The organism is Streptomyces sp. 4N124 (genome assembly GCF_052245395.1).
In the GTDB taxonomy this organism is placed as follows: domain Bacteria; phylum Actinomycetota; class Actinomycetes; order Streptomycetales; family Streptomycetaceae; genus Streptomyces.
Genome location: NZ_JBQQBS010000010.1, coordinates 94,445 through 117,591, shown reverse-complemented (window position 1 = coordinate 117,591; position 23,147 = coordinate 94,445). Strand labels below are relative to the sequence as shown.

At 68.0% G+C, this 23,147-nt stretch carries 26 protein-coding genes and 3 pseudogenes; 11 read left to right on the top strand and 18 right to left on the bottom strand.

Going from position 1 to position 23,147, the window contains the following annotated elements:
* Positions 1–8: 8 nt before the first annotated feature.
* A pseudogene (locus tag ACTWQO_RS13120) lies at positions 9–368 on the top strand (erythromycin esterase family protein); the annotation flags it as partial.
* A gap of 146 nt (positions 369–514) precedes the next feature.
* Here the strand turns inward: ACTWQO_RS13120 and ACTWQO_RS13115 are convergent.
* Positions 515–982, bottom strand: a complete 468-nt coding sequence (locus ACTWQO_RS13115) for an NUDIX hydrolase (protein ID WP_443237441.1) — start codon at positions 980–982, stop codon at positions 515–517.
* Entirely contained in the window at positions 969–1,727 is a 759-nt protein-coding gene (locus ACTWQO_RS13110) for a DUF5919 domain-containing protein (RefSeq protein WP_443237440.1), read from the bottom strand. The genes ACTWQO_RS13115 and ACTWQO_RS13110 overlap by 14 nt, the downstream gene beginning before the upstream one ends.
* A gap of 128 nt (positions 1,728–1,855) precedes the next feature.
* On the opposite strand from ACTWQO_RS13110, the gene ACTWQO_RS13105 reads away from it, so the two are divergent.
* The gene (locus tag ACTWQO_RS13105; protein WP_443237439.1) at positions 1,856–2,077 is read left to right on the top strand and encodes a hypothetical protein; all 222 of its coding nucleotides are present in this window, start codon (positions 1,856–1,858) and stop codon (positions 2,075–2,077) included.
* A 232-nt stretch (positions 2,078–2,309) separates the two neighbouring features.
* Here the strand turns inward: ACTWQO_RS13105 and ACTWQO_RS13100 are convergent, their stop codons facing one another.
* Positions 2,310–2,522 (bottom strand): hypothetical protein, encoded by a 213-nt coding sequence (locus ACTWQO_RS13100; protein WP_443237438.1) that lies wholly within the window; start codon positions 2,520–2,522, stop codon positions 2,310–2,312.
* Positions 2,523–2,857: 335 nt separating this feature from the next.
* Between ACTWQO_RS13100 and ACTWQO_RS13095 the strand changes: the two genes are divergently transcribed.
* Positions 2,858–3,079 (top strand): hypothetical protein, encoded by a 222-nt coding sequence (locus ACTWQO_RS13095; RefSeq protein ID WP_443237437.1) that lies wholly within the window; start codon positions 2,858–2,860, stop codon positions 3,077–3,079.
* Between the two features lie 686 nt (positions 3,080–3,765).
* On the opposite strand, the gene ACTWQO_RS13090 is transcribed toward ACTWQO_RS13095, so the two are convergent.
* The 8 genes from ACTWQO_RS13090 to ACTWQO_RS13055 form a co-directional block, all read right to left on the bottom strand.
* Positions 3,766–4,446, bottom strand: a complete 681-nt coding sequence (locus tag ACTWQO_RS13090) for an HK97 family phage prohead protease (RefSeq protein ID WP_443237436.1) — start codon at positions 4,444–4,446, stop codon at positions 3,766–3,768.
* A gap of 7 nt (positions 4,447–4,453) precedes the next feature.
* Positions 4,454–5,881 (bottom strand): phage major capsid protein, encoded by a 1,428-nt coding sequence (locus tag ACTWQO_RS13085; RefSeq protein ID WP_443237435.1) that lies wholly within the window; start codon positions 5,879–5,881, stop codon positions 4,454–4,456.
* 122 nt (positions 5,882–6,003) lie between these two features.
* Complete coding sequence (locus tag ACTWQO_RS13080) at positions 6,004–6,219, bottom strand: hypothetical protein (protein WP_443237434.1); 216 nt, start codon at positions 6,217–6,219, stop codon at positions 6,004–6,006.
* Positions 6,219–6,458: a hypothetical protein gene (locus tag ACTWQO_RS13075; RefSeq protein ID WP_443237433.1), complete on the bottom strand. Its 240-nt coding sequence runs from the start codon at positions 6,456–6,458 to the stop codon at positions 6,219–6,221. The genes ACTWQO_RS13080 and ACTWQO_RS13075 overlap by 1 nt, the downstream gene beginning before the upstream one ends.
* A gap of 226 nt (positions 6,459–6,684) precedes the next feature.
* A complete protein-coding gene (locus ACTWQO_RS13070; protein WP_443237432.1) occupies positions 6,685–6,858 on the bottom strand; it encodes a hypothetical protein in 174 nt (57 codons plus the stop codon).
* Between the two features lie 63 nt (positions 6,859–6,921).
* Positions 6,922–8,475: a hypothetical protein gene (locus ACTWQO_RS13065; RefSeq protein WP_443237431.1), complete on the bottom strand. Its 1,554-nt coding sequence runs from the start codon at positions 8,473–8,475 to the stop codon at positions 6,922–6,924.
* 162 nt (positions 8,476–8,637) lie between these two features.
* Positions 8,638–8,871, bottom strand: coding sequence for a hypothetical protein (locus tag ACTWQO_RS13060; RefSeq protein WP_443237430.1), 234 nt, complete (start codon positions 8,869–8,871; stop codon positions 8,638–8,640).
* Positions 8,868–9,065, bottom strand: coding sequence for a helix-turn-helix transcriptional regulator (locus ACTWQO_RS13055; protein ID WP_443237429.1), 198 nt, complete (start codon positions 9,063–9,065; stop codon positions 8,868–8,870). The genes ACTWQO_RS13060 and ACTWQO_RS13055 overlap by 4 nt, the downstream gene beginning before the upstream one ends.
* A 192-nt stretch (positions 9,066–9,257) precedes the next feature.
* Here ACTWQO_RS13055 and ACTWQO_RS13050 point away from each other — a divergent pair, with 192 nt between their 5' ends.
* Both ACTWQO_RS13050 and ACTWQO_RS13045 read left to right on the top strand, forming a co-directional pair.
* Positions 9,258–10,367 (top strand): tyrosine-type recombinase/integrase, encoded by a 1,110-nt coding sequence (locus ACTWQO_RS13050; RefSeq protein ID WP_443237428.1) that lies wholly within the window; start codon positions 9,258–9,260, stop codon positions 10,365–10,367.
* Positions 10,348–11,202: an erythromycin esterase family protein gene (locus tag ACTWQO_RS13045; protein ID WP_443237427.1), complete on the top strand. Its 855-nt coding sequence runs from the start codon at positions 10,348–10,350 to the stop codon at positions 11,200–11,202. The genes ACTWQO_RS13050 and ACTWQO_RS13045 overlap by 20 nt, the downstream gene beginning before the upstream one ends.
* A 14-nt stretch (positions 11,203–11,216) precedes the next feature.
* Here the strand turns inward: ACTWQO_RS13045 and ACTWQO_RS13040 are convergent, their stop codons facing one another.
* Positions 11,217–11,711 (bottom strand): FBP domain-containing protein, encoded by a 495-nt coding sequence (locus ACTWQO_RS13040; RefSeq protein ID WP_443237426.1) that lies wholly within the window; start codon positions 11,709–11,711, stop codon positions 11,217–11,219.
* 95 nt (positions 11,712–11,806) lie between these two features.
* On the opposite strand from ACTWQO_RS13040, the gene ACTWQO_RS13035 reads away from it, so the two are divergent.
* From ACTWQO_RS13035 to ACTWQO_RS13020, 4 genes and pseudogenes are all read left to right on the top strand, one after another.
* Complete coding sequence (locus ACTWQO_RS13035) at positions 11,807–12,721, top strand: DUF3626 domain-containing protein (RefSeq protein WP_443237425.1); 915 nt, start codon at positions 11,807–11,809, stop codon at positions 12,719–12,721.
* A gap of 170 nt (positions 12,722–12,891) precedes the next feature.
* A pseudogene (locus ACTWQO_RS13030) lies at positions 12,892–13,737 on the top strand (phosphotransferase family protein); the annotation flags it as partial.
* Positions 13,738–13,995: 258 nt separating this feature from the next.
* Positions 13,996–15,285: an ROK family protein gene (locus ACTWQO_RS13025; protein WP_443237544.1), complete on the top strand. Its 1,290-nt coding sequence runs from the start codon at positions 13,996–13,998 to the stop codon at positions 15,283–15,285.
* Positions 15,286–15,496: 211 nt separating this feature from the next.
* A complete protein-coding gene (locus ACTWQO_RS13020) occupies positions 15,497–15,718 on the top strand; it encodes a hypothetical protein (RefSeq protein ID WP_443237424.1) in 222 nt (73 codons plus the stop codon).
* A 220-nt stretch (positions 15,719–15,938) separates the two neighbouring features.
* Here ACTWQO_RS13020 and ACTWQO_RS13015 read toward each other — a convergent pair whose 3' ends face one another.
* Both ACTWQO_RS13015 and ACTWQO_RS13010 read right to left on the bottom strand, forming a co-directional pair.
* On the bottom strand, positions 15,939–16,901 hold the full coding sequence (locus ACTWQO_RS13015) for an SDR family NAD(P)-dependent oxidoreductase (RefSeq protein ID WP_443237423.1): 963 nt from the start codon (positions 16,899–16,901) through the stop codon (positions 15,939–15,941).
* A gap of 286 nt (positions 16,902–17,187) precedes the next feature.
* Positions 17,188–18,222, bottom strand: coding sequence for a PHP domain-containing protein (locus ACTWQO_RS13010; RefSeq protein ID WP_443237422.1), 1,035 nt, complete (start codon positions 18,220–18,222; stop codon positions 17,188–17,190).
* Positions 18,223–18,340: 118 nt separating this feature from the next.
* Here ACTWQO_RS13010 and ACTWQO_RS13005 point away from each other — a divergent pair, with 118 nt between their 5' ends.
* Both ACTWQO_RS13005 and ACTWQO_RS13000 read left to right on the top strand, forming a co-directional pair.
* Positions 18,341–18,577, top strand: a complete 237-nt coding sequence (locus ACTWQO_RS13005) for a hypothetical protein (protein ID WP_210569888.1) — start codon at positions 18,341–18,343, stop codon at positions 18,575–18,577.
* 81 nt (positions 18,578–18,658) lie between these two features.
* Positions 18,659–19,519 (top strand): DUF1963 domain-containing protein, encoded by an 861-nt coding sequence (locus tag ACTWQO_RS13000; protein WP_443237421.1) that lies wholly within the window; start codon positions 18,659–18,661, stop codon positions 19,517–19,519.
* A gap of 241 nt (positions 19,520–19,760) precedes the next feature.
* On the opposite strand, the gene ACTWQO_RS12995 is transcribed toward ACTWQO_RS13000, so the two are convergent.
* The 4 genes and pseudogenes from ACTWQO_RS12995 to ACTWQO_RS12980 all read right to left on the bottom strand — a co-directional run bounded on the left by ACTWQO_RS12995 (position 19,761) and on the right by ACTWQO_RS12980 (position 23,006).
* The gene (locus tag ACTWQO_RS12995) at positions 19,761–20,453 is read right to left on the bottom strand and encodes an NADPH-dependent F420 reductase (RefSeq protein ID WP_443237420.1); all 693 of its coding nucleotides are present in this window, start codon (positions 20,451–20,453) and stop codon (positions 19,761–19,763) included.
* Positions 20,454–20,552: 99 nt separating this feature from the next.
* Positions 20,553–21,146 carry a TetR/AcrR family transcriptional regulator gene (locus ACTWQO_RS12990; protein WP_443237419.1) on the bottom strand — a complete coding sequence of 198 codons (594 nt, stop codon included), beginning with the start codon at positions 21,144–21,146 and terminating at the stop codon, positions 20,553–20,555.
* 286 nt (positions 21,147–21,432) lie between these two features.
* Positions 21,433–22,278: pseudogene (locus ACTWQO_RS12985) on the bottom strand (glycoside hydrolase family 16 protein); the annotation flags it as partial.
* Between the two features lie 158 nt (positions 22,279–22,436).
* Entirely contained in the window at positions 22,437–23,006 is a 570-nt protein-coding gene (locus ACTWQO_RS12980) for a VanZ family protein (RefSeq protein ID WP_443237543.1), read from the bottom strand.
* Positions 23,007–23,147: the final 141 nt, after the last annotated feature.

The following is a 23,147-nucleotide window of genomic DNA, read 5'->3' as shown; positions in this document are numbered from 1 at the left end:
CCCTTGGGATCTTCCCTTCCTCAGGCGCATCGAACGTACTGAGGAAAACCCCTGCTGTCGCGCTGCGGATGTCCGCGCCCGAGGACGGTGGACCGCCGGATGGTGCCGGCGGTCTGCGCCCCCTCGACCGCATGATCGGCGACGCGCAGGTGGTCGGCGTGGGGGAAGCCACCCACGGCTCGCACGACTTCTTCGCCCTCAAGGACCGCGTCTTCCGCCACCTCGTCGAGGAGAAGGGCCTCCGCACCTTCGCGCTGGAGGCCCCCTGGAGCACGGGCCTGCGCCTCGACGCCTACGTGCGGTACGGCAAGGGCGACCCGCGGCGCATCATGCGCGAGGAGTTCCAGAGCGACTACCTGTGGTGGAACAACTAAACGGGAAGGCTGGATGACCTGGGGCTCACCACACAGGAGCCTTGTGAGCTGGGCAGATAGTTCCCATCGGTTGTCGTTGATCGCCGTCGTTTGTCGCGCTCGTGTGCCATGGATGTGCCCTCACCGCGCTCCCTGGGGCGCTATCGGGCGGCGGGCACGTTGCCGTCGCGCCAGTCGTTCACGCGTTTTCGGATGCTGGGGACCATGGGCAGCGCGTCGACCTCTGTCGCCTCGAACCATTGGACGTCGGTGGACTCCTCGGACACGGCCAGATGCCCGCCCACCGGACGCGCCAGGAAGCAGATGGAGAACTCCTGCCGGACCTCGCCGTCGTCGTAGGCGAACACGTGCCGGGGATTGGTGTACGTGCCGACGATGCCGATGATCTCGACGTCGTAGCCGGTCTCCTCGCGGGTCTCCCGGACCGCGCAGTCGGGCAGCGACTCGCCAATGTGCATCGCGCCGCCGGGCAGGGCCCACATGCCGTTGTCGGCACGCCGCTGGAGCAGGATGCGCCCGGCGCTGTCGACCACGACAGCCGACGCCGCTGGCACCAGGCTGTTCGCCTTCGGGGCGTCGGGATCGTCCTCGTAATCACGCCTGGCCATCTGTCTCCTCCCATACCGGGGTGCCCCGGCTCCACAGTTCCTCGACGTGCGAGGCGAAACGGTCGAACATGCCGTCGTCCTGGTAGCGGTGCAGATGCAGCGTAGGGGCATCGTGCCCGACGCTGTGCGTCAGCAGCGGCGTGACGATCATGTCGTCGTCGAAGCGGAACACCGACAGGTGTGCGTGCCCGTTGCTGTACCGCGCGTCGATACCCGGCTGGCTCCTTATCTTCTCCAGTTCGGCCAGGGTCACGCGGATGCGCGTCGACAGGGTCAGCGCCACGCCCTCGTCCTGCTCCCGCGACCGCGTCAGCTCGCTGTCGGGGTCGCCGACCAGGAACCGCACCCGGCATCCCTGGGCGGCCTTGCGCTTGAGCGCGGTGCCGAACCGGGACTGTTCGAGCCACAGGAAGTAGTTGGTGTATCCGGCGAAGGTCAGCTCACGTTCGGCCCTAGTGATCAGGGTGCGCCACAGCGAGGCCGGAACGCCGGACCGGAACGGGTAGACCGAAACGACCTCACGGTCCGGGCCGACCTTGATTGCCTTCCGCGCGGCGCTTGGCCACAACACCGCCTCATCCTCTCCGAGTGCCTCACAGACGGCCCACCGGTGGCGGGCATGGGGGATCCGTCCGGTCTCGGTGATCCACCGGCCGACGGTCTTGGTGTCGACGCCGCACTTCTCCGCCAACTGATGGTCAGTCATCCGGGCCTTCAGCATGGCGCGGCGCAATGGTTCGTTCACCGGTACCCCCTGGGACGTTCGGCACGCTTCACACGCTATCCGTACTCCGTGTCTAACGGTCACGGAACGCGGTGGGAACGCCCCGGCCAGGGCGGAAAGGTGGGTGATCTGCGAGGGAACGAGGGGACATGAACGACTACACGCCCGAGATTGGCGACCTTGTGTTCGATGAAGCGACGCGCAAGATCGGCCGGGCGGTGGACCGGGTTGGGCCCTACTGGCAGCTCAAGCCCCCCGGCGGCGGGCAGGAATGGGACGCACACGGGCCGTTGCGGCCTGCTACAACGGCGGAGCGGCTGTCGGCGGGTGTGGCCCTGGCGAACGCCCGGAGTCGAGGGGAGGCGTCGTGAGCGCCTCGGCCACGACGCTGTCGGCTGAGTGCATGCTGGCCGCGCGGCCCGGTTACCGCGGCCTGCACCGGCAATGCCGACAGACCCGGGACATCCCGCTGCCTCACTCGCGCGGCATCCTCCTCCAACGCCGCTGCGCCTGCGCGTGCCATCGGCGCCGGGTGTATGACGAGGACGAGACGCCCGAGTTATCAGCGGACGAGGATGCTCTCTCGATGACAGCGGCGTTCCCTTAATTAATCCCATTGATGGTGAAATATTGTTGCGCCCACGCTTCGGCATCCTCGACGCTCTTCACGTCTCTCGGAACCGCCCGGGTTTCAAAGCACTCGTCGCCCCGGTTGTACCAGAAAAGTCGCCAGGGGGAGCCCTCGAAAAGACCGGCAAACCTGTCATTCATCGACAGGGTAAAGTCCTCATCTCGGGCAACAATCCTGATATTCACGACTTGGGCACTCCTCACTCATTTACTGTTCTGATTCCAGCACGGGTGAGCAGAAGCCGCACCCTCAGGGCTCTGACGTGCCATTTCACAAGATCACCTCAGGAAGGGGCTTTAGAGGGAGAGAAGCGCTTCGAGGGCGGGGTCGCAGGTGCGTTCAGCCATTTACGTGGGGTCCCCTAAGTACCCCCCGGGCCTACGGGAATTGACCCGGCTCTCCCGTAATCACCCGGCTCCCGTTGAAACGATCCCGCCTCAGTTGAAAACCCCGTTGTATCCTGGGTGACCTAGGCATGGCATGGCGAGGTTCAAAGATCACTTCAACGAACGAGAGCGCCATGATGAACAACATCAATATCATCAGCGGTCACGCACCTGGGCACACCCGGGACGCGTTCTGCGAGGCCGTGGAGCAAGAGGGCCGGTCCCTTCACCGCGAGGACTGGACAGTGCTGTGGAACTGCACGGACATCCTGCCTGGCATGGACTGCGAGGATCTCGATATCCCTCGCGGCTCGACCTATGCGCAGGCTGTCCGGTCGCTGGACCGCAGTTCCTGATAACGAAGTGCCTCCGCCCATCACGGACGGGGGCACTTCCATGCTCTCGTCTCGATCGAGACAAGCAAATAAGAAGATTCGATTCAATTTCATTTCATTCAAAGCAGGTTGAGCAAGCAAGGCGATGCAACTGCACTGCTGTGCAAGGCAGATGCAGTGCATGCATGGCAATGGCAAGGCAACCATTCGCACACTGCACTGCGTGGGCACTGCGTGGCAGGCAGAGCCGTGCAGCACATGGCATGCATGCAGTGCATGGGCACAAGACCAGCTGACCAGCAGTTGGGCAGAGCAGCTTCATCTGGGCGTTGGCACGGCACACTGCACTGCTGCTGCGTGGCGGTGCCGTGGGTGGGGTGGGCACCAGGGGAGTCCGGCCAGCGCCCACCGCCACCCACGGCCCTGCCCACCCGCTGCCCCTGGCACCCGGGGGTAGGGGCGCCTGGGCCATCGCGGCGGCAGTCGGGGCGAGCCAAAGACACTGTCGTTAAGGATCTTCATCGAACGAAATCTTTCAGTAAAGATCCACTGGACGAGGAGGCGGACTGGTCATGCGGTCAGAGGAGTCGCGCAACGCATGCCAGTACCTTGCGCAGTTGGGTGCCACATGACCAGTCCGAGTGCCGGGGCCGGAAGAGCGGGCGGACCGTGGAAGAACGCCCTCGGAAACGACCCCGGCACGCTTATCAGGTGGGGGGTGGCATACCTGAAGTCCACCCGCTTTCATACGACTTCACGAACGCGGCCAGCAACTTCAAGGCGGCCATTGCCTGTTCAGCGCTGGGTGGCTCCGCCGGCACTGCATCGCCGTCGGCACCGCCAGGCGCCATCATGCCGCGCCATGCCAGGTCGGCCAGCACACGGCGACGCTCGGCAGCCGTGATGCCGCCCCCTGATGCGGAGCGGACAGCAGCAGTGGCCCCGCTGTATGCGGGCCACGGGGTCAGGCTGACCTCTTTCAGCTCCAGCTGGTGGATGGTGCGTTCGGTCTGGTCGCGATTCCATACGTCCCCGCCTTCGGGAACCGTGAAGCCGATGCTCGATCCGACGCAGCCCTCGGCCACGGCTTCCCTGCTTGCCTCGGCCAGGTCATGTGTCAGGAAGCGTGCACGGAGGTGGAGTCCATCTGCCCTTTCTTCGAGGCCGGTTGTCACGGCCACAGGCACGGATTCCCTCTGATGCGCCCAGAGCACTGGAATGCCCCCCGAGTTGACGGCCGAGCGACAGGCGCCCTCGGTCACTGTCTCCTTGAAGGTGCGGCCTCCCTCGGTCACGGTGGTCGGGGAACCGTACGGCACCGCTACGGCAATCAGTGTCCTGCCGTCGCCGGACGTCTCGGTCCGCAGCTCGAATTGCCTGGTTTCCATAACGGCATCAACTCGTTCCGGCCGAGAGGAGCTTGAAGCCCGGGGCGATCACGTCGCCGCCCGTCCTTCCGAAGCTGTACCAGCCACGGGCGCCCAACGGCCGCCCGTTCGACCCAAATACATGGGGCACGAACTCGTAGACGGAGTTCGAAGAATCGGCTATGAGGTAGTTGGAGAAGTCCCCGACGACCAGCACGTTGGCTCCGGGAACCGAACTGTCCTTGTCCATCTCGGAATTTTCTACCAGGTCCCACCCGCGCAGCTTCGGATACGGCGTACCCTCCACGACCAGGCTCGTCTCAACAGAGTTGGCCATCAGGCCGAACTCACGCAGCTCATTGATGAACTCAAGTGCGGCCATAAACTTGGCGGCCGGACGCCAGCGCGGTGCCAGGCTTTCCTGGAATGCGATGACGTCGGCCCTGTCGATGGACGCCCCGCCAAACACCTGCGAAGCACTGCCGTCCAGCGCGGTGATGATCCCGGTCGGTTCGTTCGTGCCGCTTCCCAGGGTGAAGGCGGTGCTTTCGAGCCGGTTGAAGGCATCAAGTGCCAGGTCCTTGACCTGCTGGGAGATGTTCGTCGATTGGCTCGCCTCGATCGAGCTTACGATCCACGTGTCACGCTTGTGAGTTGGGACGGGCGGCTGGAGCAGCGAAACCGTTGATTCGGTTGTCTCCTGCAATTCCGGTGTCCAGTGCGCACTTGTCCCGGCGGACGTGATCCCGTGCCACTCCGTCGACGTAATGACCTCAACGCGTGCCAATTGCCTGATCGGGTTGACAGTTGAATCATTGGTCAACAGAATTGCAGGATTAAGCTGGAAAGGCGCAAGGAACGCGCCAGCAGCGCCGGTGCCGTAAACACCCACTGCGCGCTGGTAATTCTTGGCGCGCATGAATGCCTCGTACTCTTCACGCGTCCACTCGCGATGCCCGTATTCCGGGTCGCTGAAGAGCTTTGCCGTGGCCGTGAGGTAATCGGGATCGCCGGTTACGGTCACCCACTCGGCAAGGCGCCGCGTCTCCGCGCCGTCCGGCTGCGACCGTGCAAGGTCGAACGCCGCCGTGATCTTCTCGCGAGATGCGTCTGACAGCTCGTCGGCCCTGTGCCGCTCGATCACACGCATGGCGGCGCTGTACTCGCGGCTGCTGCCTGGCCGGTTGTCGCGCGGCCGTGTACGGCACGGCACGCCCTCGGTGCAGCCGGGCCGGGCCGCCAGCTCGCGCAGCTCCTCGACGCGCTCCTGCGCCCGCGTCACGAACGTCTCGGCGGCCTCCCAGCGATCGTGGTCCTGGGTCCCTTCCGGGATCTCCTCGGCGTCGCCGTAACGCGCCGCCAGCTCGGCCAGCTCGGCACGCGCTTCGTGAATGTCCTGGAAATGGAATTGATCAATGTCGCCGCTGCTGTCGCGGCGCTTTCGTGTCCTGGGCATGATGGCTCCTTTCTCATGTTTCGTGCAGGGTGAATGACCGTCACACGGGAGAAAGGGGCCATCCCGGCCTTCCGGGGCCTCCTGAAGCGCTCGCCCGGAATTTTCTGCAACCGCTGCTCTGATTATGCCCCCGAACTGTCGTCGGAATCCATATCCGGCACCTCCCGGATCTCGACACCGGCCCGGCCGAAAGCGAAGAGAAGCGTGCCGTCCAGGTAGGAGTCGGCAAGCCTCGCGGCGTCGGGACGTTTCCAGACCTCGTCCATGGCCCTGGCCATTTGCAGAGTGATCGCTTCGATTACCGTGTAGAACAGTTCATTCTCCTGATGTTCTGTCATTAGTGTTCGCGCCTCCTGTTTTTGTTGGCCCGCATCGGACAGCCCCGGTCGTGCGAGCCATTGTTGGCAAGTGGTCCGCAAAACGCGCACTCCTGCGGCAGTCCGAACTCGCCGACGCCGAACTGGTCGTAGAGCGTGTACAAATCGCCGACGCCGTCATCGTCCAGGACATGGTCCGCCATTGACCGGTCGAGCGGACGGTTCTTCGGGTGGTAATCGTTATCCCACTGCTCGACCATAATGAGCCTCCTCGAACCTTGCGATCGCCTCCGTGAGTTGGGTCTTCTCCGCCCAGTTCGCGGCGACGATAGGGCCGATCCGCCCAGCGGTGTGGGTATTGAGCCACGCATGCCGTGCGGATACCCAGCGGTCGTGCGCTTTTACGATGTCGTCGACACATTCAGGGTCTGCTTCGAGCCATTGGCCCGGCACGAACTCCATTAGCTGACGTTGCTTCATAATGTGTCACCGTTCCTCGATTTCCTCAGCGTGCGCGGCCTGCTGTACGCCCAGTGCCTCCAGTACATCCGCCAGGCGGTGTATCGCCTCGCACAGCTCTGCATTGCCACTGCCGTCAGCGACTGCTTCGGTCAGGTCCTTCAATTGCCGTGTCATGTGCTGCAATTCGACTTCGGTCATGCGTCAGGTTCCTTTACGTGATGATCGTTTACTACCAACAAGGAGTGCAGGGGGTACCCCTATTCACTCATGATCATCTTCTTTATCTATTGGGGGGTTGGGGGATGGGTGTGCACTATTTGTTTGTAGGCCGCCCAAGATCAACTTCTTCTGACCCGGTGCCAGGCGCCAGTGGATTCCGGCCCGCGACCATGTCTGCTTGCCGCCGCTCGGCTGGGCGAACAGAACGCTGTCCGGGTCCGGCCGGTCGGTGGCCTCGACAAGTCCGATGCACTCCAGATCCTCCAGGTGCCGGAGGGCAGTCGGGGCGCTCAGGGACCCGCCCGTGGCACGGGAGACGGCTCCGCACGTCTGGTCGAACTCGGGCGATGCCGCCAGGGCCTTCAGGACGGCCAGCCGGGGGCGTGACGTGGTGTCCATGGCGCAGCGGCGGGCGATGGCGACGGCTTCCGCCTCGGTCATGCCCAGAGCCATCAGAGAGCGCGTCAGCAGCCGGAGCTGCCCGCAGAGCCGATAGGGCGCCTCCACATCGGGCATGCCGTCGATCTCCCGCTTGCCGTAACTGACCCTTGGTACCGAACCCCTGGCCATTGCGCACAACTCGGCCGCTTCCTCGATCTGCTCGTGTGCTTTGTCGCTGAGGACGACGCCGGCGAGCCGGGCACGGCCGTCGCGGACCAGTGCCGCCGCAATGCCCTGCGCTGCCTTGCGATGCTCCGCAGTACCGCCATTGCGGCGCAGCATCATGGCTTTGCCGTGGTCGCTGTCCTGGAGTCGGCAGTACACCCATCGCGGACCGAGTGCGTCATTGTGAGATGCGTAGTGGTCGATGGCGTTCGTGCATGCGGCCAGAAGTGTTACCCGCCCCTCCCAAGTAATTGCTTTCTCAACTCCGCCTATTTCACGGTCGTACCGGCCGTCATACATGCCCCGGATCGCGCTATAGAGTTGGTCCCGCGTCCCTTTATTGGACGCGTCGAGCAATGGTGCGAAGTCCTTGATGGTTACGAACGCCGGTGACGGAATCCGTGTCAGGAGCCCGGTCTTCTTCCCCGGCACCTTCCCTTTTGGCGGCAGCCATCCCAATAGTGCGGCCTGCGAGGTCAGTTCGTCCTTGCGTTCATCGGCAAAGGAGTCACACAGGTTAATTGCCTCCGTCTTCCCGCCAGATGCCGGGCCGACGATCATCACCCAGAACGGGTCGGAGTCGGTTTCCTCATAACCGACCGCGCATGCGAGAGTGACGTCGTACGGAACGAAGTCCGCGACGTAGATATAGGCGTTCAACGCCGCATGGAGCTCGTCCAGATGGGACGGTGGCCCAGGCGGGATCACCTTCGCCTTCGGTGCCGGTGTCTCGCCCTTCTTCCGGGCGGCCTTCTCCGCCCTAATCAGCTCCGCGAACTCGTTCCTCTGCCCCTTGGAAAGAGCCAGCCCCATCAGAGCGTTCCTGATGTCCTCGGAGCCGTCGAGGTAGGCGCGGACCAGGTCCGCCAGCGAATCCGCCGACAGATTCCCATTCTGTTGCCCCGACCCGTTAGGAGACGGTTTCTCAGGCCCCGCCTCTGATGGTTGCCAGTACTTGCCACTGGCCGGGGGTGGGGTACTCTCAGGCATATCACCCTCCAAGTAAATATGGCGAAAGCCCGGAATGGCGCCGGACTATCGCAAGCATAAAGGGCTCTGCCGCGTCCCCGTGATGGCAGAGCCCTTGCTTTGTGTATGCGCCCGGATTGCCTTGTGGAATTGCACGGGACAATCCGGGCAGCTTTGCTGACTTCACTTCTTCGGATATGGGGAAAGATCCCTCTCGTCGTCCACCAGGTGCGAGTAGCCCTCCAGGTTGTCAGCCTGTACAAGGGAGTCGTTGTCGAGGACAAGGGGCGTGAAGCGGTCGCCCTCTACCGCCCAGGCGTGCACCGGCCGGTAGATGAGCAGGGTCACGCCTTTCACGATGCGGGTGGTTTCGTATGCCGCCCAGCACGCGCTGATCGTCGGAATGTAGTTCGTCATGCCGAATTCACCTTCTCGGTGTTGTTGAGCCGCCCGTCTTCCCAGGCGGCCAGGTCGGCGGGCCTATACCTGACGTGCTTGCCGATCTTGATATACGGCGGGCCGGTCCGGTCCGAATTCCAGCCGTAGATCGTGGCCTGCGGTATGCCGTAGCGTTCTGCCAGCTCCCCCACTGATAGGTAGTGATCTTTCATGGGTGTTTCTCCTCCTTTCGCTCCCGGAGATCCCCGTGAATACACACCCCTAAACGAAATGAAGCCAAGTTACTTTCGATCGATCATTTGCGGGGGTATTAGCCTGGGCTTTTATGGCAATCAGCCTTCGTCCCCGCCATGCGTGTCAGCAGCGTCCGGAGTACTCGACGGGGCGGAGTTATCCTCGATTGCATGGCAGTGATTCACGATGCCTGGCACAGCAAGACCGGTGCCGCTCAGTGCCGGGAGCACAAGAAGCCTCCTTCCAAGGCGCACGGATACGGCCTGCGGTGGCAGGTCCGGTGGCGGGATGCTAACGGCGTCCAGCAAAAGCGGAGTTACGCGAAAAAGGGCGATGCTGAGGACAAGAAGAAGGCGGTCGAAAGCGCCCTGATTCGTGGCCAGTTGACCGATCCGAAGGTGACGTTCAAGGAGTATGCCGAAAAGTGGCGGGCTTCCCAGCCGCACCGGCCGACGACGGTGGAAGTGGTCGGCAACTCCTTTGAGAAGCATGCCTATCCGGCCTTCGGCAGCAGGCGCCTGATATCGATCACGCAGTCCGATATACAGAGCTGGGCGGTGTCGCTGCCGGTCGCGCCCAGCACCGCGAGGCGGATCCTGTCCAACGTCGGCCCCGTGTTCTCCGCCGCAGTCCGGGACGGGATCATCGGCCGCAGTCCGTGCCAGGGCATCCGTCTCCCGCAGCCGCCCCACCGGGAGATCGTCCCGACGTCGGCGTCGCAGGTCCGGGCACTGGCCGCGTCGCTGCCCGCGCGGCTGGCACTGCTGCCCGTGCTGCTGGCCGGGACCGGCGTACGGCCGGGCGAGTGCTTCGGCCTCCGCGTTGCCGACGTCGACTCTGTTACGCGTACCGTCACCGTCCGGCAGCAGCGCCAGGGGGGCGTGGACGCCCCGTTGAAGACGGCCCGGTCCCACAGGGTCATCCCGGTCCCGAAGTCGCTGCTGGACGCTGTGGCGGCTCACGTCGAGGTGTTCCCGAGCAAGGACGGGTACGTGTTCAGCGATGCGAAGGGTCAGCCGCTGGACGAGCACCGCTTCCGGCACGTCTGGCACCGCGCGGTGAAGGCGGCCGGTCTGCCGAAGGGGACACGGATTCATGATCTCCGGCACACGTATGCCAGTGCGCTCATCGCGGCCGGTGCGACGCCGGTCACCGTGGCGCGCAGGCTGGGCGACTCCGTGATCACGACCATGCGGGTGTACGCGCATTGCTGGCCGACCGATGACGACCAGACCAGGCTGGCCGTGGACGCGTTCCTGAGTGCCCCGCAAGTGCCATGATCTTCCCTGCCGGTGCAGTCCGCCCAGGTCAGGATGCCTGCCGGGGCTGTGGTGGAACAACACCGACTATCTGCGGCTCGTCGAGTGGATGCGGGCGTACAACGTCCGGCATCCCGGCGATCCCGTCCGCTTCATCGGCGACGACATCGCCTGGACCGGACCCGAGCTGTACGACGCGGTGACGGACCATGTGGCCGCCACCCGTCCGGAACTCAGCCCCCGCTTCGCGGAGCTCTACCGCGGGCTACGGCCCACCGTGGCGACCAAGGCCTACATCGAGCAGTACCTGAGCAAGCCGCACGCGGAACGCGGGGAGATGGCCGAGCGCACCGGCGCGGCGCTGGACCTGCTGCGCAGCCAGGGCGCCGGCGAGGACCGGGCGGCGTACGAGCGGGCCGTCCAGAACGCGACGGTGATCGACCAGACCGCCCGGCAGTACGCCTTCGACTTCGAGGACCCCGCCCAGATCGCCGAGGCCATGCGCTACCGGGACGGGGCGATGGCCGCCAACGTCCTTGTGAGCGTCGGCGTGACCTTCGGCCGGGGCTCGTTCAACGCCACTGGCCTGGACGAAGAAGCCATCCGCAGTTGGACGCTGGGACCGGCGGGCCCCGGCAGCAACGAACGGACCCTTGACCGGGTGCGTCACCGCGACTACGTCGTGGACCTGCGGTCGGTCGGATCGCCGGCCCGCGAGTGGCTGGCGAAGGCCCGGCCGACGCGCACCATCGGCACCGCGTATCCGGACGGCCCGAACGACATCGCGCTGAGCCGCTCGCACGACGTCCTGATCCACCTCCAGGAGGTGGAGGCTTCGATCCTGCGGGACGTCTAGACGTACAGCTATAGCTATACGTACAGCTTGTCGAGGAACGCGGACAGATTGCCCGTGGTGCGGGCGATCTGTTCGTCCACGGTCAGGCTCTCCTCGATACGGATACCGGACTGCGGGATCTTCTTGCCGCGTACGTAGAGGGAACAGGCGAGGTCGGTGCACATGTACACGCCGACCGAGTTGCCCTCGCGGCCCGCCGTGCCAGCTTTGCGAGCCGTCATCAGGGAGACACCGCCTCCCGAATGGGTCGTCAGACACAGCGAGCACATGCTGCGGCGCAGGAAGCCGCGCTGCGAGGACGGGAACCGCAGGGTCACGCCGACGAGCCGCTCCTCCCGCTCGGTGACCAGATAGCTGCGATCGGGTGCTCCCGGATCACGCCAGCCGAGGAAGTCGAGGTCGCCCCAGGGGCGTTCGTCGAGATCCCGGGGTATGGCCAGCCGCTTGGCCTCGCCCTTCGAGCAGTTGATAAATGAGTTGCGAATGTCCTGCTCGGTGAGTGATCTCATGGGAAGGCCTCCTGGGACTGCCGATCGGATTTCTGGAATTTCCTAGAGGTATTAGGTTTGAGCCTAGGGTAGGTAGCCCACGGGAGGGGAAGCCAGTGGATTTCCGGGACGTCGGGTCACCACGGGCGCGGGCGGCGCTGGGGCACGTGGCGGGCCGTTCCGCCGGTCCGGCCGTCGACCGGGAGCTGCGCATCACGCTCAACTTCCACCCGGACCGGCTGGTCGGCGGGGTCCCCATCCTCGATGCGCTGGCCCGGGACGGCACGTACCACTCGCAGTTCGTCACGGGCGTGAGCAACGGCGGCCTCACCGCGCATCCCGGCGGTGACCGCTGGCGCTGGGAGAGCCGGATCTTCGGCGGGGCGTACGACGACGCCGACGCGCAGGACCGGCCCGTGTACGGCGCTCTGAACTTCCGTCGCCAAGTGGTCGGCGCGGCCCCACGGTTCGGGTCCTCGCACCTCCGGCTGACCGGCGCGACGCTCGCCCGCGCCACCTTCTGCTACCCCGACAGCGCGGCCGAGCCCGCCGACTTCGGAGTGGCCGCCGGGATGTCCCTGATCGCCCTGGCCGAGGCGGACCACCAGGACGCGCTCAACGACTACATCGAGGCGCAGGTCCACGGCGGCGTCGCCCTCGCCCGGGACGTGGAGGCGCTTGTCCTGGACGCGAGCTACCGGGGCACCGCGGTCGAGGCGGCGGCCCGCGCGCTGCCCTTCCCGCTCGAATGGCACCCCGGGTACCGGCTCACCGTCGCCGAGTTGCGCGGCCACGCGGACTATCGCGGCCCCGCGTACGCCGACCTGGGCGCCCGGATCGCCGAGCAGGGCCGCCTCGACCCGCGGATCATCGGAAACGCGGCCCGCACGGGACACCACGAACTCCAGGACCTGAAAATGGTGTGGCACACCCTCGCCCGCTTCGGCGCCCCGGAGGGAGCCGGTACGGCCTGTTCCGGCGCGGCCGGCGTCCGTGGCCACACCCCGGGGGTGAGGACGCCCAGCGCATAGGCGCGGGCGACCGGTTCCGTCGGGACGCGTTCCGTACCCTGTACCGGGAACGCACCCCGGACGCCGACGAGGCGGCTGCCGAACGGTGGCTCAACGGGCTGATGGGCGAAGGGCGTTACGTCGAGAACGCGTACGCCGCAGGCTGAACGAAGGGGAGGGGTGGGCGCACGGTGGTGGACTCATGGGAGCGGGCGCGCAACGTCCTGGAGGCGGCGGAGATCCCGCCCGACCGCCTCGCCCACCTCCGCCCGCTGCACGGCGGCACGTACAACACGGTCGAGGAACTGCGGCTCACCGACGGCACCCGTTACGTGCTGAAGATCCCACCCGCGGAGACCACGCCCGGCCTGCGGCACGAGCGTGAACTCCTCGTCTCCGAGGCCGACTTCTACGACGGGGCCGCCAAGGCAGACGTATCGGCGCCGCGCGTCATGGCGGTCGGCGGGGACGCGGGCGCACGTCATCTGCTGATGACCGCCTGCCCGGGCGACCCGTGGGACGATTCGCTCACCGATGCCGAACGGGTCGCCCTGCGGGCGGAGTTGGGCCGTCAGGTGGCCCGGCTCCACCGGGTGACGGGTCCCGGCTTCGGCTACCCGTCCGGCGCCCTGGGCCCCCTCGCCGGCGACTGGCGGACCGCCTTCACCGGCATGCTCGACGCCGTACTCGACGACGCCCGCGACTACCGCGCCCGGCTGCCCCGCCCCGCCGACGAGGTGGCCCGCATCCTCGGGGCCGCCTTCCCCGCCCTCGACGAGGTCGCGGTCCCGTACCTCGTCCACTTCGACCTCTGGCAGGGCAACATCCTGGTGGACCGCTCGACGGGGGCGGCCCGTATCGGCGGCCTCATCGACGGGGAGCGCATGTTCTGGGGCGACCCGCTGGCCGACTTCGTCTCCCTGGCGCTGCTGGGTGACATCAAGAAGGACGAGGACTTCCTGGCGGGCTACCAGGAGGCCGGAGGCCGCGCCGTCTTCGACACTCCGGCCCGCCTCCGCCTGGCCCTCTACCGCAGCTACCTCTACCTGATCATGATCACCGAGACGGTCCCAAGGGCGACGGGCGAGGAGCGCGACGGCTGGGTCCAGACCGTGGTCGTGCCCGAACTCCGTTCCTCGCCCTCGACGAGATCCAGGAACTGGCTCCTCGCTGACCCGGCGAGGGCGGCGAACGTTCTTCTTAATTCAGCCCATGAAATAAGGGGTCGAAGAAGGTCGCGCCGAACCGGTCCGCGGAGGTATGTTGCAGGTCGGACAGGGTTCGAAGGGGGCCACATGGCGGGGCGGAACGGGCGCACGGTACGCGACCTCAGACGGGCCAACCGTACGGCCGTACTGCAACGGCTGTACTTCGACGGACCCCTCAGCCGCTTCGAACTCGGCCCGGTGACCGGGCTCAGCTCCGGCTCCGTCAGCAACGTCGTCGCCGACCTCGTCGCCGACGGCCTGCTGGAGGAGGCCGGCAGCGTCGACTCCGACGGCGGCCGCCCGCGCACGCTGCTGCGCGTGGCACCCGGAAGCGGCCACATGATCGGCGTCGACGTCGGCGAAACCCGGGTCCGCGTCGAGCTGTTCGACCTCACCCTCACTGAACTCGCCCGCACCGAACGCCCGTTGATCCATCAGGGCTACGACGTCGAGGTCATCGTCGGTCACATCCGCGACGGCATCACCGAGGTGCTCGCGACCGCCGAGATCGCGCCGGAACAGCTGCTGGGCGTCGGCATCGGCGTCCCCGGCATCGTCGAACGCACCCCGGACGGCGGCGCCGTGGTCCACGGGCAGACCATCGGCTGGGACGCGGTCCCCCTCGAAGCGCTGCTCCGTGACGGCTCCCCCCTGCCTGACACCGTCCCGTACTTCATCGACAACGGCGCCAAGACCCTGGGCCAGGCGGAGATGTGGTTCGGCGCCGGACGCGGCGCCCGCAACGCGGTCGTCGTGCTCTTCGGCTCGGGCGTGGGCGCCTGCCTGGTCACGCCCGAGGTGGAGCACGGGCGGGCGGTGGAGTGGGGCCATCTGACGGTACGAGTCAGGGGGCGCCGCTGCCGGTGCGGTGCGCTCGGCTGCCTGGAGGCGTACGCCGGTGCGGAGTCGCTGCTCGAACGGTGGGCTGAGCAGGGCGGGCGCCCGCCGACGGACACCGACGAGGAAACGGCGCTGACGGCGATGCTGGCCGCCGCCTATCCCGCCGAGGGTGATGCTGCCGACCCGGTGGCGCTCGCCGTCCTGGAGGAGACCGCCGAGTACCTGGGCGCCGGGCTGTCCGACCTGATCAACCTCTTCCAGCCCGAGCGCATCCTCATCGGCGGCTGGGCCGGGCTCCAGCTCGGCGCCCGGTTCCTGCCAGCCGTACGGCGCCATGCCATGTCGTACGCGCTGCGCCACCCGGCCGAGCGGGTCACCATCGACCTCGGCAGGCTGGGCCCCGACGCGGTCACCGTCGGCGCCGCGATCCTGCCGCTCGCCGACTTCTTCGCCCGCGGTGGCCGCCGCGCCGAGCCGGTACCCGAGGGCCCGGCGCCCGCCTGGCGTGCGGCGCTTCAGGAGCGGGCTCCGCACTGAGGTTTCGCCGGTGACCGGCGGAGGTACTCGGGGGCGCCAAGCGCGCCGCGGGAAGTGCCACGATGGGCCGTCGATCGTCCGCGGGACCGTTGTGGCTGGTCGCGCCCCGCGGCGGAGCCGCAGATGTCACAGCCCCGCGCCCCTTCGGGGCGCTGCCGAACCGCAGCCACCTTCACCAAAGCCGCTTAGCACCACGCGAAGGGAGGACGCCATGGCCGACGACCGACGCGAAGGTCCCGTGCCGCGGGATCTGCAGGACCAGCAGTCCGACACGGGCGACGACCCGTGGGAGGTGCCGCCCGAGGACGCGACCGAGGACCCCGACGAGGCCGAGGTGCCCGACACCGACGAGGCGGGCACCGGCCGCCAGGGCGCCCCGCAGTCGGCCGGCGTCCACCCCGAACAGCCGGTACCGGACGAGCCCTCGGGGTGACTTGCGGCGGGCCCTGTGCACGTCCCGCGCGGGCGGCACTCGGCGTGAGCCAGGCAGGTGACCCGCGGGCCCTAAGCGGCCCTGGCGAAGTCGGCTGCGGTTCGGCAGCGCCCCGAAGGGGCGCGGGGCTGTGACATCTGCGGCTCCGCCGCGGGGCGCGACCAGCCACGACGGGCCCGCAGCCGATCGACGGCCCATCGCGGCACTTCCCGCGGTGCGCTTACGCGGTGAACGGGTTCACGCCGGTCAGCTTCACCGACAGTTCCCACAGCCGCGCCGCCTCCTCGGGGTCCCGTGCCCAGTCCTTGACGCCCGCGAACTCGCCGTCGGCCGGAGCGGGCTCGGCGATGTCGCAGTCCTCCAGATACACGCCGCCCATTCCGGCCAGCTGGGGCGAGGTCGCCGCCCACACCTGGGTGGCCGCGCCCTGCTCCGGCGTCTTGAAGCCCTCGGGGTTCAGCGGGGTGCCGTCCTCGTCGATCCAGCCGCGCTCGACCATCTCCCGCTTCGGCAGGTGGCGCTGGAGCGGTGTGAGGATGCCGCCCGGGTGCAGCGAGAAGGCCCGTACGCCGCGCTCCCGGCCGAGCCGGTCGAGGTGCACCGCGAACAGGACGTTGGCGGTCTTGGCCTGCCCGTATGCCAGCCACTTGTCGTAGCCGTCGTGCCAGTGGGGGTCGTCCCAGCGGATGCCGGAGTAGTGGTGGCCGCGCGACGAGACCGAGACGATGCGGGCACCGCCCGGCTCGATGGCCGGCCACAACCGGCCCACCAGGGCGAAGTGCCCGAGGTGGTTGGTGGCGAACTGCGCCTCCCAGCCGGGGCCGACCCGGGTCTCCGGGCAGGCCATGATCCCCGCGCTGTCGATGACGAAGTCGATCGTGCGGCCGGAGGCGAGGAGCCGCTCGGCGAAGCCGCGCACGCTCTCCAGGTCGCCGAGGTCCATCTCGTCCACCTCGACGCGGTCGACACCGGCGAGGGCCTCCCGTGCGGTGGCCGAGCGACGGGCGGGTACGACGACCCGGGCGCCGGCCTTGGTGAGCGCGCGGGTCGTCTCCAGGCCGAGGCCGGAGTAGCCGCCCGTGACGATCGCGAGCCTCCCGGTCAGGTCGATGCCCTGGAGAACGTCGTCCGCGGTGCTCGTGGCACCGAAACCCGAGCCGATCTTGTGCTGTGCAGTGGTCATGCCTCGAACGCTACGAATTGGAGTGCTCTCGAAGTCAAGGCGAGCCCCATCCGGAACGAACCTGGGCAAAAGGAAAGCCCCGACCGGACGGGGGAATCACGGTCGGGGCGGACAAAGGGTGGGCACGGATGGCGGTCGCCTCTCGGCGAAAGGCTCCACAGGGCTTCAGCCGAACGATCGTCCCTGTGGGCAAAAGGTGAGGCCCGGGGACACTGTCCCATCCGCACCCACGGTCTGTTCAACGGGGAACCACCTTGGGGTGTTCCGGCGCCCGCGGTGATCTGAGTCACCCGGGCAGCCGACGCTCCGCGGCCCAGGCCAGCAGGTCGTCCACCGGCCAGGTGGTGACCACCCGCTCCGCGGGCACCCCGCACTCCTCGGCCCGTGCGCAACCGAGGATCTGCCAGTCCAGCTGGCCCGGTGCGTGTGCGTCGGTGTCGATCGAGAACAGCACGTCCGCCGCCACGGCCCGGCGCAGCAGCCGCCGCGGCGGGTCGAGCCGCTCCGGACGACTGTTGATCTCCAGCGCCGTTCCCGTCTCGGCGCACGCGGCGAACACCTCGTCCGCGTCGAACCGCGACTCCGGCCGCGGGTCGCTGTCACCCCGCCCGATGATCAGCCGTCCCGTGCAGTGCCCGAGGATGTCCGACAGCGGATTGCGTACGGCGGCCACCATGCGGCGCGTCATCGCGCGGGCGTCCATCCGGAGCTTGGAGTGCACCGACACCACCACGATGTCCAACTGCTCCAGCAGCTCCGGCTCCTGGTCCAGCGAGCCGTCCTCGAGGATGTCGCACTCGATGCCGGTGAGCAGCCGGAAGGGCGCCCACTGCTCGTTCAGCTCCGCCACGACGTCCAGCTGCGCGCGCAGCCGATCGGCGGACAGGCCACGAGCCACGGTCAGCCGGGGTGAGTGATCGGTCAGGACCGCCCACTCATGGCCGAGCCGTGCAGCGGTCCGGCCCATCTCCCTGATCGAACTGCCGCCGTCCGACCAGTCGGAGTGCAGATGGCAGTCACCGCGCAGCAGCGCCCGCAGCCGTTCACCGCCCTCGCCCCGCGGACCTCCGGTCTCGTCCTCCAGTTTCTGCAGATACCCGGGCACGCCGCCGGCCAGCGCCTCCCGCACCACCTGCGCCGTCTTCGGGCCGACCCCCTTGAGCTTCTCCAGCGATCCACCGTCCGCCCGCGCACGCACCTCGTCCTCGGACAGCTCGGACAGCACCTCGACGGCGGTGCGGAAGGCGCGTACGCGGTACGTCGGCGCAAGGGACCGCTCCAGCAGGAAGGCGATCCGTTCCAGGGCCTCGACGGGATCCATCGCCACCTCCTCCTCCAGGGTTGCCCAGTACCAGAGGGAACGCGACCGGTCGTTTCGCCCCGCTTCAAGGGCGGCTCATATGGTTCGCGATGGCCGGATCCGCTCTACGCTCTATTGCATGACCGAAGCAGCGAGCCCCTATATCTCCCACCCGCGGATCATGGTGCTCGGGGTACAGCCGGGCACGCCCCCGTTCCGCATCGTGGAGATCGACGGCGAGGTGGTCGGTGAGGCGAAGACCGTCACCGACGTGCTCCAGGCAGCCGCCGCCTGGGGCATCACGGTCCACGACCTGGACGATCCGGACGTGGTCCGCTGGGTGGGCGGCGACAAGTTCACCTGGAGAATGCACTAGAAGGGCAACCGCGTACGCGGCAGCTGTGGGTGGGGGCACCTGCGCCACGCCTGTGTCAGTGCCTCCCTCTACGGTTTGCCCATGACTCCTGACATGCGGGACCGGTTAAGTCCCTTCCGGGACGAGGCGATCGCCCGGGGCATACCCGCCGATGACGTAGAGAGCTGGTTGGCCACCGCCCGCCCTTGCGCGACGCTGACACGGGACGGGGACGGGCCGGTCGTGGGCCACTTCGGCGGTCCGCTCCTGCTTCCGGCCGATATCCCGGACCCCGCACACCCCTTCGTCGCCTCCCTCGACCTCGCGGCCCTGCCCGCCGACGCGACGGACCTGTCCCTGCCTCCCGACGGCCGCCTGCTGCTGTTCGCCTTCCCCGAGACCGCCGACGATCCCGAAACGATGGGCAGCGTGGTGTACGTCCCCGCCGGCTCGGCCGTGGCTGAACGGGACCGGCACGCTTGGAACTCCCTCGACATCGAGGATGACGAGGCGATGTTCGAGGCGTTCCCGCAGGGTCCCCTGCGGGCGACGCCCCATGTGTCGCTGCCCCACCACCACGCGGTCGAATTCCTCGGCAAGCCGGGGAGCGGGCCGCTTCCCGGGCATCCCCGCTCCGAGGAACTCGTCGCGGTCTGGAAGAGCGTCCGTGACGACATCGCCCCCGAGGGGCCGCTGCAGATCGGGGGATACGCCGATGAGGAGGCGATCTACACCGATCCGGTCGCCGTTGCCGTGACCAGGGCCGTGGAAGCGGCGGAAGCGGGCCGGTGGGACGGACCGGTCTCGGGCGACGTCTCCAACTGGGTGCTCCTGGCCGACTGGCAGGCCGGCATGGACGTGGAGGGCTGGGAGAGCGCCACCGTCCACTGGGTGATCCAGCGCGAGGACCTGACCGCACGGCGCTTCGACCGCGCGTTCACCTCGGTCTTCTGGAACCCCTGACGAATGAGACCCAGCGTCACCGCCTGTGGCAGAAATTGCGCTCGCCTTGGCGATGGGCCGGCCCAGCTGCTTGGCAGCCCACACACCCTCGGCCTGGCCGGCCTCTGTCAGCCGGCACCTTGGCGATCAATGGTGCGACCTGCGGAATGCGGGCGAAGGGAAGGGAGAGGATCACGGCGTCGACGTCCACTACGGCTTCGCCGATCTTGCCGTTGGGTGCACGAGAGCCGCGTGGGGTGGCTCAGCGGTGGGCGGCGCGGTTCATCTCGACGACGTCGTCGACGGTGGGATCGGCACCGAGGGCGGCGAAGCGTTCCGGGAGGCTGTCGCGGACGCGCGCGTCCTTGACGCGGTCGGCCGCGGCCAGGGCCGCCGGCAGCTCGTCGAGGGTCAGTTCGGTGCAGTAGGCGGGGCCGTTGGGCTGCTGGCGCCAGGAGTCGGCCAGTGTGCCGGCGTCGTAGGGGTCGAAGCCGGTGTCGTCCACCAGGCTCATGGCCACCTTCCGCGCCTCCGCGGAGTCGCCGGCGACGGGGATGGCGAGGCGGCCGGGCGTTCCGGCCGGAACACCCTTGGTCCGCTGGGTCTCGGCCAGCGCGGCGTTCCACGCCTTGACCACGGGGCGGCCGAGCAGCTCGGCGGTGTACACGCTCTCCACCTGGCCGTTGTCCACCGCCTCGATCGGCTCGCTGAGCATGCCGGGGTAGTAGTTCGAGGTGTCGATGACCACCGTCTCGTCGGGCACCGACGCGAACAGGTCCGCCAGCTGGCCCGCCACCCCGAAGGGGAGGGCCAGGACGATGACGTCCCGGCCCTGGACGGCGTCGGCGAGGTCCGCCGCGCGGGCGTCGGCCACATGGACGTCGTGACCCGCCGTGCTGAGCTTGGCGGCAAGGTTCCCGCCGATGGCACCGGCGCCTATGACAGTAATTTTCATGATTTGTCCCTTCGGAGGTTGCGCCGGCCCTGAGGGCGGCGCGAGGTGCTGGCCGTGGGGTGGTCCGCCTGGCGTTGCGGGGTCGGGGCGCCTGGCGGTTTACGCCGGGGTGTCCCGCTGGCGGTAGCCGCTCGCGATGAGCGTGCGGAGCCGGTCGAGCGACTCCTCCTCGGTACCGGTGCCCTTGATCCAGGCGACGGAACAGGCCGCGAGGAACAGGTCGTGCCCGCGCACCGACGCGCGCACACGCCCCGCGAGCTGCGCGGCTCGCACGTACTGATCGGTGGCGGTGATGAGGATGTCGCAGGGAATCGTGAGCGGGTTGTCCGGCTCCTGCGCCCGGGCCGCGGCCATGAGCGGGTCCGGCAGCCCGCTGAAGGCGCTGAAGTACTCCTCCATCGCCCGCAGCCACTGCTCCAGCGCCTCGGCGGGGTCGCCGAGCCGCTCGATGTCCGCCCGGCGGGCCACCAGCTCCTCGGAGCGCGTCTGCAGCACAGCCGCCAGCAGCGCCTCCCGGGTGGGGAAGTGCCGGTACAGGGTGCCGGGCCCGACGCCCGCCTCCTTGGCCACCGCCTCAAGGGAGGTGCCGACCCCGTGCTGCAGGAAGTGACGCTGCGCGGTCTCCAGGAGGGCGGCGCGGTTGCGCTGGACGTCCGCGCGGGGCTTGCGCCCCCGCTGTTCACCCGCGCTCATGCACCCTCCCGCCTGCCGTGATCGTGCGGCCCCAGCAAAACGGATGCCGCCTCCGTACGCAGTCGAGAGTAAAACGGAGGCGGCATCCGGTCAAACCGACGGCAGCTGGGACGACGTGCGCGCCACCCGCGACTTCGTCCGGGCGGGTGCAGTCGACTGCGGTTCGGCCTCGCCCCGGAGGGGCGCGGGGAACTGCGCGACCAGCCACGACGGCGCCGCAGCGAACCGACGGCCCAGCGCGGCCCCGCGGTGGAGCCGCATATCGACACAGCCAGCGGAGCGCTCAGTCGCCCGTGGTCACCGAGACGTGGTCCACCACCAACTGCTGCGGGAAGACCGTGGAGCCGTCCGGGTCGCCGGGCCAGTAGCCGCCGACCGCGAGGTTGAGGATCAGGAAGAACGGCTTGTTGAAGACCCAGGCGTTGCCGCCCAGGTCGGCGGGTGTGCGCCGCTGGTAGACGTTGCCGTCCACCGACCAGGTGATGGAGTCGGGCGCCCAGTCGACGGCGAAGGTGTGGAAGTCGTCGGCGAAGGCCTGACCGCCCGGCAGGGAGTGGGCCGCGCCTATGCCGCCCGAGCCGGAGTAGCCGGGGCCGTGGATCGTGCCGTGCACGGTCGAGGGCTCGAAGCCGACGTTCTCCATGACGTCGATCTCGCCCGAGGCGGGCCAGCCGACCTGCCCGAGATCGTTGCCGAGCATCCAGAACGCGGGCCACATGCCCTGCCCGCGCGGCACCTTGATCCGTGCCTCGACATGCCCGTACTGGGCCGTGAACTTGCCGGCGGTGTTGAGCCGGGCCGACGTGTACTCGCAGGTGCCGTACCAGCACTGGTAGTTGGCAGGGTTCTCACGGCGGGCCGTGATCACCAGATGGCCCTGGCCGTCGAGGGCCGCGTTGTTGGTGCCCGATGTGTAGTACTGCCGCTCGTGGTTGTTGACGTTGTCGCCGGTTTCGAGCTGCCACTTCGAGGAGTCGACGCCCGCGCCGGCGGGCCCGTCGAAGGTGTCGGAGAACGTCACGGCCCGGACGTCGGCGGGCTCCGCCCCGGCGGGGGCGACGGTGGCGGACGCGACCAGTCCGGCGGACAGGGCGGCGAGGAGACAGGTGCGAAGCGAGCGTGGGGAGACCACGGCTCTCCCTTCCGTGCGGCGTCGTCCCGGCGTACGGGTGCGCCGACCGAGGTGGGGGGTAAGGGTGTCGCCTCTTGATTTAAGGAGTGAGATAACGGGGCGTCAATACCTTGGTACGGACCAGATGTACTCAGTGCGGCACCGTGCTGTTCGGGTGGCTAGGAGCGACGCTCCCGGGCATGCACCGCACGGCTCATCCGCCGCCCCAGGACGAAGTAACCGATCAGCGCGCCCGTGGTGTTGAGGATGACGTCGTCGATGTCGAAGGCGCGCCCGGCGACCATCACGCCCTGCACCAGCTCCACCAGCAGCATCACGGTCGCGGTCAGCAGAAGGATGCGCAGTGGCCCGCGGGTGCGCGGGGCGACGACGGGGGCCAGGATGCCGAACGGGATGCCGAGCAGCAGGTTGCCGCCGATCTGCTTCACGGCGTCACGCAGTTCCGGCTGGTCGAGATAGGCCTTGAGGGAACGGCCCGGTCGCAGGTTGGTGTGCGTCAGCGCCTCCGACGCGGGGGAGGGCTGCAGGGTCAGCCGGGCGAGTACGACCGCGAACGCCACCATGAGCACGAACGCGCACAGCACCGCCAGCAGCCGCGCGAGCAGGCGAAGAGGATCGCGTCCCCGACGGGCGGACTGCGGCGCCGGCTTGGACTTCGGGGCCTGCTTGGTCTTCGCCGCCCCGGCCGCCTTGGGCGCCCGCTTGAGCTTGGGAACCCAGGCCGCCATGGGCCGGCGCTTGGACTGGGGCGGCTCCTCGGACTTCGGCCCCCGCTTCGACTTGGACGCCCGCTTCCCCTTGGGCACCCCCACGGACGCGGACGTGGCTGTGCGGAGCCGTAACCCGGCACGGGATCGTGAGGCTGTACG

Excerpts from the sequence above, each read along its gene's own strand:
- ACTWQO_RS12980 (WP_443237543.1), bottom strand. The coding sequence starts at position 23,006 with ATGGCGGCCTGGGTTCCCAAGCTCAAGCGGGCGCCCAAGGCGGCCGGG.
- ACTWQO_RS13040 (WP_443237426.1), bottom strand. The coding sequence starts at position 11,711 with ATGAGATCACTCACCGAGCAGGACATTCGCAACTCATTTATCAACTGC.
- ACTWQO_RS13090 (WP_443237436.1), bottom strand. The coding sequence starts at position 4,446 with ATGGAAACCAGGCAATTCGAGCTGCGGACCGAGACGTCCGGCGACGGC.
- ACTWQO_RS13085 (WP_443237435.1), bottom strand. The coding sequence starts at position 5,881 with ATGCCCAGGACACGAAAGCGCCGCGACAGCAGCGGCGACATTGATCAA.
- ACTWQO_RS13000 (WP_443237421.1), top strand. The coding sequence starts at position 18,659 with ATGACTCCTGACATGCGGGACCGGTTAAGTCCCTTCCGGGACGAGGCG.
- ACTWQO_RS12995 (WP_443237420.1), bottom strand. The coding sequence starts at position 20,453 with ATGAAAATTACTGTCATAGGCGCCGGTGCCATCGGCGGGAACCTTGCC.
- ACTWQO_RS12990 (WP_443237419.1), bottom strand. The coding sequence starts at position 21,146 with ATGAGCGCGGGTGAACAGCGGGGGCGCAAGCCCCGCGCGGACGTCCAG.
- ACTWQO_RS13065 (WP_443237431.1), bottom strand. The coding sequence starts at position 8,475 with ATGCCTGAGAGTACCCCACCCCCGGCCAGTGGCAAGTACTGGCAACCA.
- ACTWQO_RS13005 (WP_210569888.1), top strand. The coding sequence starts at position 18,341 with ATGACCGAAGCAGCGAGCCCCTATATCTCCCACCCGCGGATCATGGTG.
- ACTWQO_RS13075 (WP_443237433.1), bottom strand. The coding sequence starts at position 6,458 with ATGGTCGAGCAGTGGGATAACGATTACCACCCGAAGAACCGTCCGCTC.
- ACTWQO_RS13115 (WP_443237441.1), bottom strand. The coding sequence starts at position 982 with ATGGCCAGGCGTGATTACGAGGACGATCCCGACGCCCCGAAGGCGAAC.
- ACTWQO_RS13105 (WP_443237439.1), top strand. The coding sequence starts at position 1,856 with ATGAACGACTACACGCCCGAGATTGGCGACCTTGTGTTCGATGAAGCG.
- ACTWQO_RS13055 (WP_443237429.1), bottom strand. The coding sequence starts at position 9,065 with ATGAAAGATCACTACCTATCAGTGGGGGAGCTGGCAGAACGCTACGGC.
- ACTWQO_RS13060 (WP_443237430.1), bottom strand. The coding sequence starts at position 8,871 with ATGACGAACTACATTCCGACGATCAGCGCGTGCTGGGCGGCATACGAA.
- ACTWQO_RS13095 (WP_443237437.1), top strand. The coding sequence starts at position 2,858 with ATGATGAACAACATCAATATCATCAGCGGTCACGCACCTGGGCACACC.
- ACTWQO_RS13025 (WP_443237544.1), top strand. The coding sequence starts at position 13,996 with ATGGCGGGGCGGAACGGGCGCACGGTACGCGACCTCAGACGGGCCAAC.
- ACTWQO_RS13070 (WP_443237432.1), bottom strand. The coding sequence starts at position 6,858 with ATGACCGAAGTCGAATTGCAGCACATGACACGGCAATTGAAGGACCTG.
- ACTWQO_RS13015 (WP_443237423.1), bottom strand. The coding sequence starts at position 16,901 with ATGACCACTGCACAGCACAAGATCGGCTCGGGTTTCGGTGCCACGAGC.
- ACTWQO_RS13050 (WP_443237428.1), top strand. The coding sequence starts at position 9,258 with ATGGCAGTGATTCACGATGCCTGGCACAGCAAGACCGGTGCCGCTCAG.
- ACTWQO_RS13010 (WP_443237422.1), bottom strand. The coding sequence starts at position 18,222 with ATGGATCCCGTCGAGGCCCTGGAACGGATCGCCTTCCTGCTGGAGCGG.
- ACTWQO_RS13080 (WP_443237434.1), bottom strand. The coding sequence starts at position 6,219 with ATGACAGAACATCAGGAGAATGAACTGTTCTACACGGTAATCGAAGCG.
- ACTWQO_RS13020 (WP_443237424.1), top strand. The coding sequence starts at position 15,497 with ATGGCCGACGACCGACGCGAAGGTCCCGTGCCGCGGGATCTGCAGGAC.